Genomic DNA, 10016 nt, shown 5'->3' with positions numbered 1-10016 from the left:
GCCGGGACAGGTCCTCCAACGGGCAAGCCCCCCGGCAAGCCCGGCATCGGCAGGGCGGCCCCCGCCGGCGGGCGGGCCTCTGCGGCCGGGGCCAGCAGGCTGCGGACCGCCTGTCCGAGTGAGGCCGCCGCTCCGCCCTGACGCTCGCGGCCGACGGCGCTCAGCTGGCGGGTCGGCGTCCCGGCAAAGGGCAGGGGGGCATAGAACAGCAGCCGCACCGCGCCGGGATCCACCTTCATCAGGCGGGCCAGATCGGCGTGGGCCTGTTCGGAGACGAACCAGCCGGGGCTCTGCAGGCTGGGCGGCTGGTCATCAGCGGCTCTGAGCAGGGGGCGGGCCCCCTCATTGGCGATGGGGCGGCCCTGCAACCCGGCGGCGATGTCGGCCAGGCTGTGCTGGGCCGGGGGCGCGGGCGGCAGCAGCAGGGTCAGGCCCAGCGTCACCAGCTGGGCCAGCACAATCCCGCACAGCAGCAGGGCGATGATCTGCACGGCCAGCGGCGGACTGGACCGGCGTCGGGGGCCCCGGCCGGGAGCGGTCGCGCTCATTGCAGGCTGACCCGGGCGTCGAGCACATAGCCGACCCCGCGATAGGTCTTGATCAGGGCCTGATCGGTCTGGGCCTCGATCTTGCGGCGCAGGCGGCTGATGTGCAGGTCGATGCCACGACCGACGACGGCGGGCTCCTCGCCCCGGATCAGGCGTAGCAGCTCCTCGCGCGGGACCACGGTCTGGGCCTGGTCCAGCAGCGCCGACAGGATTGAAAGCTCGCCGCGGGTCAGGAGCAGCAGCGTGCCGTTCGGGGCGGTCAGCTGGCGTGCGGCCAGGTCCAGCCGGAAGCCGGCAAAGCTGTAGACGGCCCGCAGGGCGGCGCGGGTCTCGCCGGACCGGCGTCGCAGCAGCGCCTTGACCCGGGCCAGCAGCTCCCGCGGCGGGATCGGCTTGACCACATAGTCGTCGGCGCCCAGTTCCAGCCCCAGAATGCGGTCGACCGGATCGCCCAGCGCGCTGAGCATCAGGATCGCGGGGCCGCCCTGCACCGCCAGATGCCGGCACAGCGACAGGCCGTCCTCGCCGGGCAGGTTGACGTCAAGCACCGCCACGTCCACCGGGCCGTGCCCGAGAAGCCTGCGGGCCTGGCCCGCGTCGGCGGCCTGATCCACGCCATAGCCCTGGGCCTCCAGATAGGTGGCCATTTCGCGGCGCAGGTCGTGATCATCCTCGACCAGCAGGACCCGCGCCAGGACTGAGCACGGCTTGTCGGGTCGCATCGCCGGGGAAAATGACATGGCCGCCAGAGGTCGCGTCACGGGTTTGAGACGAAACCCAGCCTTGGCCTACAGTCTTGTTCCGAAGAGGGCGTCCGTGTTTCAGGCCTGTATCAGGGCGTTGCCGGACTGTGACGAAACCCTATTTTCCCGACACTCCGGACACGGCCGGGCCGTAGAGCAGGCCGTTGAACAGGAACTTGAAGGTCCCGTAAGACTGCGCTCTCTGGGTGACCTCGGGGGCGAGGGCCAGCAGCTTGCCCTGGCCGATGTCGATGTCGAGGATGGTGGCCGAGCCCTTCAGCCGTTCCTCGCCGATCGCCCAGCCGCTGCGCAGGGGCGTGTCGCTGTCGAACCAGGACACTCGCGAGACCCCGGCGGCGTCCGACTTCAGGGTGAAGGCCGGGCTGCGGTCGAAGAAGACATCAACCTCTTCGCCCATGCCGTAGGCCAGGGGCTGGCGCGGATCGACACGGGCCCGCAGGATCGAGCCGGGGATGAAGAGCTCGGTGGTCGGCAGGGCCCGCAGTTCGGCCTTCTCAAGGCGGGCGGTGGCGACCTCGACTGGGGCACCGAGGGCGACCGCCAGCCGGGTCGAGGCCCCGATCGCCACGACGGTGCCGCCGGCTTTTGCGAAGGCCGCCACCTGGGGCAGGGTCTTGGCGTCGGTGATCTGGCCCAGCCAGGGGCGGAACTCGGCCGGGATGTCTTCGGGCCGGGGCTGGGACCCGCCGCGTCCGGCCCGGAACGGGCTACCGGCCGGAGCGGGGAAGACCCCGTCGGCAAAGACCAGCACGTCGAAGTCCTTGTTCAGGTCGCCGGCGTCGAGACGCTGCGGATAGACGACCTGGAACGGGGCCTCGAACTTCTCGAACAGCCAGCGGTTCCAGCCGGACGGCATCGAGCCGCCATAGACATCGACCAGGCCGATGCGCACGGGCTTGAGCGGCAGGGTCGCGCCGCGCGGGGTATGGCTCACCGCCAGAGCATTGATCCCCAGCTCGCGGACACCCTGGCTGATCACGGCGGCGGCGGCCGGTGAGGCGGGAACCCAGATGGCCCCGGGGCCGAACTCGGTCTTGCCGGCCCGGGTGGCGTCCTTCAGCCAGGACACCCGGACCCCGGCCTTCAGCAGGCGGTTGGTCAGGGTGAAGCTGTTGTTGGGGGCGTGGCTGATCAGCCAGCCGGCCTTGCCGGTGCCGGTGATCTGGCCCGGGCGGACCGTGATCAGGTCGGGCACGCGCCGGAACGGGCCGTCGAAGCCGTCGAGGATGCGGTCGAACTTGACGCCCATCTGATAGGCCAGGGTATAGCCGGTCACGTCATAGGGGGCCTTGGGCGGCCCGCCGGGATAGTCGGTGTCGTGCGGATGATCCTGCGGCTCGAACATGTCCATGACATGCGGCCGGTAGGCCTGGGCGGTCTTCACCACATAGGAGCCGGCCGGATAGGTCTTGCCGCCGACGCTGAAGGCGGTGTCGGCCTGCTCGACCTCGACCCCGGCCTTGATCAGGGCATTGAGGAAGACCACGACGGTGGGCAGGTCGGCCTGGTCGGCGGGCAGGATGAAGCCGCGCGGGTCGCGCTGCGCCGGAGCCTGCATCACCGTGGCATAGAGCGCCGGATCGACCGAGCCGCGCGAGCCTTCCAGCGGCCGCGCCCTGCCGGCTTCCTTCAGGGCCTCGACCTTGCTGGGGGTGATCGTCCAGCTGTCCTGGCTGCCCCGGCGGATGCTGTTGTCGCCCATCTTCCAGATGTTGAAGAGCAGGCGCTCGCGGTTGCGCGAGGCATAGTCCAGCACCGCCCGATTCAGGCTCCACTGGTAGTCCAGGGTCTGTTGCAGCCGCCAGGCCTGGGGCGCGATCGGCGCGGGACGGTCGTTGCTGGGCAACTGCACCTCGGGGGCGAGGTTGATCCTCGACGGGGTCGGTCCGCCGGTGATCTCGGTCAGCAGGCCCACCGAATTGTGGAAATAGGCGATCGAGCGCTCCATCCCGTTGTGCCAGGTGGAGTAGGGGGCGGCGCTGCGGGCTCCCGAGCCCGGCTTGTCCTCGGCCACCAGCCGGCTGTGCATGGCCATGCCCACCTCCTGCAGGGTGGTCATGACCAGCGGGTCGTAGTTGAAGTTGGCCGGATCACGGAACGGCGGCACGAACACCACCATGCCGTTGGGCGCGGTCTGGTGCTGGTTGTAGACGATCTGCGGATACCAGACGCGGAACAACTGGCGGTTGATATTGGTCGTCTCGACCATCTGCGACATGAAGCTGTCGCGGTTGTTATCGTGGCCGATGTACTTCTGGTACAGGCGCGGCACCGAGCCGAACTCGCGCTTTTCCGGATCGGCGTTGCGCATGTACCAGTCCGAGATCAGCTCCATGCCGTCCGGATTGTCGTGCGCAAACAGGATGATGACGTCATCCAGCAGCCGCAGGGTCTCGGGATCGTTCTCCGTCAGCATCCGGTACAGGACCTGGATCTGGCCCTGGGAGGTGACGGTCTCGTTGGCGTGCAGGCCGGCATCGATCCAGACCACGGCCTTGCCTTCGGCGGCCAACTTTTTTGCCTCGGCGCGGCTGACGCCCTCGGCCTTGGCCAGCTTGCGGGCGATGGTCTGGTAGTGGTCCAGCCGGGCCAGGTTGGCGGGCGAGGAGACGATGGCCATCCACTGGGTGCGGCCTTCCTCAGTCTGGCCGATATCGACCAGTTTCATGCGGTCCGACTGGCCGGCCAGGGTCTTCAGATAGGCCTCGTAGGCGGTGTAGTCGGCGAGGAAATAGTCGCTGCCCACCGGCTGGGCGAAGGCGGTGGCGGGCGAGGCGATCTCGCCGGCCCGGGCGGGGCCTGACAGCAGCATCAGCAGGCTGAGGGCCGCGCCGGTCATGGCGGTGTGTCGGATCATGCTGCTCGCCCCTGGATGCCTGCCTGAAAACAGGTCCGCAGGCTGATCGTGAATCTCCGGCCGAAGCAATCGGGCAGCACGGATTTTCCGGACAATCCCGGGTTCGGGGCCAGAAAAAACCCGCCTCGGCCGGGGCCAGGGCGGGCTTGATCGTCTTGGCCTTCAGAAGCCAGACCTGCCCGGACCCGAAGATCCGGACAGGCCGTGCTGCTTAGTAGCGCAGGCGGGCGTTCAGGAAGAACGTCCGGCCCAGCACGTCGTAGGCGGCGGGATAGCCGCTGTTCGACGGCGAGGCGTTGCCGCCGAGGATCGGATAGGACTCCTGGGTCAGGTTCTTGACGCCGGCCGTGAAGGCGACGTTGTCGTTGACTTCCCAGTCGCCCGACAGGTCCCAGTAGTTCTTCGCGCCGATACGCTCGACCGTGTACTTGGTGGCCGGAGCATCGTCGTTCACGTCGTCCAGGTGGTTCCAGACGAGGTTCAGACCGAACTGGTCCATCTTCCAGTTGACAGCCGACCGCAGCTTGTGACGCGGGGTCGGGTTGCCGCAACGCGTGCCGAACTTGTCGGCGCACTTGATCGGAGCCGAGATTTCGTCCGGCGTCGTCGTGCGCTCCCAGGTGTTGGTGTAGAGCGAGCGGAACGACAGCGAACCCCAATCCGGCAGACCCAGGTCTTCCAGGGTCGTGCGGTAGGTGACACCGACGTCGAAGCCCTCGGTCTTCACCGTAGCCACGTTCTGGGCGGTCAGCGAGATGTAGTCGATCGAGCCGTTGGCCAGACGCTTGATGGCCTGGCAGTACGGCGAGTTCGGGTTGCCGTTGACCAGCGTGCCGTAGCACACGTTCATCACGTTCGAAGCGCTGCCGCCGAAGTTGGCGATGGCGTCCGTGATCTCGATCGAGAAGTAGTCACCCGTGATCGAGAAGTTCGGCAGCCACGACGGGGTGTAGGCGAAACCGTAGGTGATGGTCTTGCCTTCTTCCGGACGCAGGTTCGGATTGCCGCCCGACAGGGTCTGGGTCTGCTGGTTGGCGTTGATCACGCCGACCTGGTTGGCCGCGACGCCCGAGTTGATACAGGCCTGACGCGTGGCGGCGTTCGGCGCGGCGCGGGCCGAGCAGTTGTCCGTCGCGGTCGGGAAGCCGTTGCCTTGCGGCGCGTACAGTTCGCCGACCGACGGAGCGCGGATCGCCTTGTTGTACGACGCGCGCAGCAGCAGGTCGTCGAAGGGCTTCCAGGTGCCGGCAACCTTGTAGGTTTCAACCGGATCGGCCTGGGTGGTGTAGTCCGACACGCGGCTGGCCAGTTCCAGGTCCAGCGACTTGACGAACGGCAGGTCCTTCAGGACCGGCACCAGCACTTCGGCATAGGCTTCATACACGTCGAAGCGACCCGAGACGGGCGGGCTGGCGTTGAAGCCGGTCAGGTTGCCGACGGCCAGGTCCTGGCTGGGGTTGAAGGCGAAGTCTTCGGCGCGGTATTCGCCGCCGACGGCGAAGCCGATCGGACCGGCGGGCAGCGAGAACAGGTTCTCGGTATCACCGTTGAAGGTGAAGCCGGCGTACAGTTGCTCGTAGTCCTGCGACGAGTTGATGCGGGTCTTGATGAAGTTGGCCGCAGCCGCCGACATCGTGCCCTGGCCGAAGATGTTGACCGGAACGCAGCCACCCGACGGATCGGCGCAGGCCGTGCCGGCGGCGTTCAGCAGCAGGCCCTGCTGGATGCGGGCCAGGCTGGTGTCGCCCAGCAGCGTGTTGCTGCCGTGGGTGTTGCCGTACTGGAAGTAGCTGTCGAAGCCGCCGTTGATGGCTTCGATGTCGCCCTTCAGGCCCAGCTGGATCTGGAAGCCGGTGAAGTTGAACGACGCCACGCGCGGGCCAACGTCGCTGAGGCGCTTGTTGAACACGCCGGTGACGGTGTCGAAGAGGCCGTCGCCGTCGGTGTCGACGTCGGTATAGGTGCCGGCCGCCCAGGAAGCGCTGGTCGGGATGGTGTAGCTGGTCGACGAACCCAGGCTGTTCAGGGCGGTCTTGGCGGCCGCCGTCAGGAACGGGTTGTTGTCCAGGGTGAAGCGGAAGGTACGGTTGCCGACCGGGGTCGGGGCCAGCTGGGTGACGACCTTGCTGCTGACGAAGTTGCCCTTGGCATAGGCGGTCAGGCCCGGCTTGATCTCGTAGCTGGCCAGCGAGGTGACCGAGAAGCGCTCCTGCGGGGTCTGGACGTAGTTGACCGGCGCGAAGTTGTAGGTGTCGTTGGCCGAGTTGTAGAGGCGCACGTCACCGGTGGGCAGGAACAGGGCCGAGTTGGCCGACAGGTTGGCGACGCCCGGCAGGGTCACGAACTTGCCTGCCACGAACGGGTCGACGCGGCCCGGCTCGATGGAGCCCGAACCCGACGGCACCAGGCCGTCACGGGCGGCGTTGTCACCCCAGGCGCGGCCCAGCATGCCACCGCGTTCGCCCTGGGTCAGGGCTTCGCGCTTGTTGTAGCCCAGGCTCAGGACGACGTTGCCCTTGCGGTCGGCGAAGTTGGCGCCGAAGGTCATGTCGGCCGAGTAGATCGGGGCTTCGCCGTCATCGGTGGCCTGATAGCCGGCCGAGACTTCCATGCCTTCGAAGTCGGTCTTCATGATGAAGTTGACGACGCCGGCGACGGCGTCCGAACCGTAAACGGCCGAACCGCCGCCCGACACGACTTCGATGCGCTTGATCAGCGCGGTCGGGATCAGGTTGAGGTCGACTTCGCCCGAAGAGGTGGTCGGGGTCTGGCGCTTGCCGTCGACCAGAACCAGGGTCCGGGCGGTGCCCAGGCCACGCAGGTTGACCGTGGCGGTACCGTTGCTGCCGTTGTTCACCGTCGAGGTGATGCCGGGGACGGCTTGCGGCAGGGTGTTGAGCAGGTTCTCGGTGTTGACGACGCCCGACTGCTTCAGTTCCTTGTCGCCGACGGTGGCGACGGGGCTGGACGACACCAGGTCAGGACGCGCGATGCGCGAACCGGTGACGACGATTTCTTCAACGGCGACAGGCTCTTGAGCGGCGGTGTCCTGGGCCATGGCGGGCATTGCGGCCAGAGCGGGCAGCATAGCGCCGCAGAACACGGTCGTCGCCAGCAGGCGTTTCCGGGTGGACAAGGCGTTCAAAATTCAGACCTCCAACTTTTGCATGCGTCTTCGTCGGTCAGATGCCGAACGGTTGACGCCCCCGCTCGCGCCGAAGGGGCGCGAGACCTGGCGCGAAATTGGCGGCTGCGACGCAGGGGTCAATCGCTTCTGACGAGTTGCGGCAATATTTCGTCGCGAGTGTAACAAAAGAGATGCAGATGACCGCCTTTCGGGCCCAAAGATGCCATTTTATTGCTTGAGAATTCCCGGCATTAGAAGAAGTATGGAATCTTGAAAACTGTAGTATTGCCGTCACATTGAATGGCTTTGTGACAATTTTAAAAGGCGGGGCGGAGGGTGTGCCTAAGGCCTCGGCGCTCTGGCTGATGGCTCAGTCTTGCCAGACGCGAATGATTTGCATCCTGAGGACGCTCGATCTCTGCCGCGAGAACAGAGTTAATTCGTGAATAGAGATGGCCGGTGGACGATCTCTGTCGGAAAGCGCGGAAAGGCTGCTTTTCTGATAACGGTAACGTTTTGCGTGTGTCGGGCGCGGCTTGAAGCGGCGAGGGGCAGTCTGATAGCTGACTCGGGTTCTTCGGCGGTCCGTGCGCCGGCGACTCTGCGAGACGGTAGACAGTCATGACGGCCCAGGCCGAGATCTGCATCAATCCCGGCCTGGATCCTGCGCCGTTCGCCGAGGCCTTCGCCCGCGACGGCGTGGTGCAGATTCCGGTCTTCCTGCGCCCGGCAGACGCGGACGCCGTGGCGACCCTGCTGTCCGGCCTGACCTGGAACGTCGTGGCCCCGGACGAGACGTCCGACACCCTGGTGATCAGCAGCCAGGTCATCCAGAAATTCGGCGAGGCCCAGGTCCGCCAGTTCCTGCAGGGCGCGATCAAGCGGGCTTCGAGGGGCTTCTCGTTCGTCCACCTGTCCTATGCCCTGCAGGACGAGTATGCCCGCGACCCGTCGGCGCCGATCCACCTGGCGACGGAGTTCCTGCAGGGGCGGGCCTTCCTCGACTTCGGGGCCGCCGTGATCGGCCAGCCGCAGGTGGACGGCGTCCGGGTCCAGGCCTCCAACTACCGGCCCGGCGACTTCCTGACCCTGCATGACGACAGCCACAGGCGTGATGACCGTCTGGCGGCCTTCACCCTGGGCTTCACCCGTGAGTGGCGGCCCGACTGGGGTGGCCAGCTGCTGTTCCATGATGCCGACGGCCAGATCGAGCGCGGCTTCATGCCCGGCTTCAATGTCCTGACCCTGTTCCGGGTGCCGCGGCCGCACTCGGTGGCCCCGGTCGCGCCCTATGCGGCGGCCAAGCGGCTGTCCCTGACCGGCTGGCTGGTCCGGGAAAGCACGCCCCCGGCCTGAAGACCCTTGCCGCAGGCGTCGTTCGCCGCCTTCAATGCCGATGTTCAATGATGCGGGGTTCCATGAAACGCCTTTCCGGTCTGCTCCTGACCCTGGCCCTGCCGGTCAGTGCCCTGGCCGCCACGCCGCCCGAGGCGGCCAAGCCGGCCGTGCTGAAGGCCCTGTTCGACTGCCGCGCCATCGTCGCCGATGCCGAGCGTCTGGCCTGCTATGACGCCGCCGTGGGCAAGGTGAACGCCGCCGAAAAGACCGGTGAGGTGATCATCGTCGATCGCCAGGAAGCCCGCGCCGCCCGCCGGCAGGCGTTCGGTCTGGATCTGTCGGCGCTCGCCATCCTGGATCGCAGCGAGGAAAAGTCCGAGGTCGATCGCGTGGTCGGCGAGGCCGCCAGTGTCCGCCTGGGGGGCGACGGCCGCTGGACGGTGGTGCTGACCGACGGAGCCGTCTGGAAGCAGGTCGACGACAACGCCCTGGGCAAGCCGCCCCGCAAGGGCTCGCGGATCGAGGTCCGCAAGGCCTCGATGGGCAGCTACTTCATGAACATTGACGGCCAGCGCGCCATCCGCGCCCGGCGCGCTGACACCCAGTAGGTCAGAGGTCCGACGTTTCCGTCGAAACGCCGGCGCGCCTCTGGCGTGTTGCGTTGGGCGGTGACAGGCTCGGCCCCGCCGGTTCGGAGGCGGGAATCGCCCGTCTCACCGGTCACTAGAGCTGGGGCCCTGTTCATGTCCGGATCTGTCAGTCGCGCGGCCCTTGCGGCGGTACTGCTTCTGTCTGTCGCCACCCCGGTCCTGGCCGCAGCGGACAAGACCCCGCCGCCCTCGGCCGCCGAGACCGCACTGGCCGGTGCGACCCGGATGGACGGGCTGCTGCCGGTCTATGTCGACCGCAACAAGGGCCGCATCCTGCTGGCCTTGCCGAAGGCCGATGCCGACGGGGTCAGCGGCCGCTTCATCTATGTCACCGCCCTGAAGACCGGCCTCGGCTCGGCCCCCGTGGGCCTCGACCGCGCCGCCCTCGGTGACACCCAGGTGCTGGCCTTCCGCCGGATCGGCAAGAAGGTGATCGCCGAGTTCGAGAACCCCAAGTTCACCGCCACCGGCGCTCCGGCCGCCGAGCAGGCCGCCGCGCGCGAGGCCTTTGCCGTCTCCACCGTCTGGGCCGGCGACGTGGTCGCCGAGACAGCAGATGGCCGCATCCTGGTCGACATCGCCAGCTTCCTGACCCGCGACGTCATGAGCGCGACCGACGCCCTGAAACAGGCCGGGGAGGCGGGCTTCCGGCTGGTGCCGGACCTGTCCATGGCCGATCCGTCGGCGGTGAAGGTTTTCCCGGAGAATATCGAGTTCGAGGCCCGCCAGACC

Annotated in this window: 6 protein-coding genes and 1 pseudogene; 3 read left to right on the top strand and 4 right to left on the bottom strand. The window is 67.5% G+C overall.

Annotated elements, in window-relative coordinates:
* From DBR10_RS09095 to DBR10_RS09080, 4 genes and pseudogenes are all read right to left on the bottom strand, one after another.
* Positions 1-548 (bottom strand): annotated as a pseudogene (locus DBR10_RS09095) (sensor histidine kinase); the annotation flags it as partial.
* Entirely contained in the window at positions 545-1288 is a 744-nt protein-coding gene (locus tag DBR10_RS09090; protein ID WP_218278581.1) for a response regulator, read from the bottom strand. The gene DBR10_RS09090 and the pseudogene DBR10_RS09095, both read right to left, overlap by 4 nt.
* A gap of 121 nt (positions 1289-1409) precedes the next feature.
* Positions 1410-4169: a M14 family metallopeptidase gene (locus tag DBR10_RS09085; protein ID WP_233243339.1), complete on the bottom strand. Its 2760-nt coding sequence runs from the start codon at positions 4167-4169 to the stop codon at positions 1410-1412.
* Between the two features lie 211 nt (positions 4170-4380).
* Entirely contained in the window at positions 4381-7257 is a 2877-nt protein-coding gene (locus DBR10_RS09080; RefSeq protein ID WP_369831753.1) for a TonB-dependent receptor domain-containing protein, read from the bottom strand.
* Between the two features lie 660 nt (positions 7258-7917).
* On the opposite strand from DBR10_RS09080, the gene DBR10_RS09075 reads away from it, so the two are divergent.
* The 3 genes from DBR10_RS09075 to DBR10_RS09065 form a co-directional block, all read left to right on the top strand.
* A complete protein-coding gene (locus DBR10_RS09075) occupies positions 7918-8652 on the top strand; it encodes a 2OG-Fe(II) oxygenase (protein ID WP_108506048.1) in 735 nt (244 codons plus the stop codon).
* A gap of 62 nt (positions 8653-8714) precedes the next feature.
* The gene (locus DBR10_RS09070) at positions 8715-9242 is read left to right on the top strand and encodes a hypothetical protein (RefSeq protein ID WP_233243338.1); all 528 of its coding nucleotides are present in this window, start codon (positions 8715-8717) and stop codon (positions 9240-9242) included.
* 135 nt (positions 9243-9377) lie between these two features.
* Positions 9378-10016 (top strand): DUF5117 domain-containing protein (locus DBR10_RS09065; RefSeq protein WP_146187832.1); only part of this gene is annotated, 639 nt, incomplete at its 3' end.

Origin of the sequence: Caulobacter sp. HMWF025 (assembly GCF_003060965.1) — a bacterium.
In the GTDB taxonomy this organism is placed as follows: Bacteria; Pseudomonadota; Alphaproteobacteria; order Caulobacterales; family Caulobacteraceae; genus Caulobacter.
This window is presented reverse-complemented; position numbering and strand designations above follow the sequence as displayed.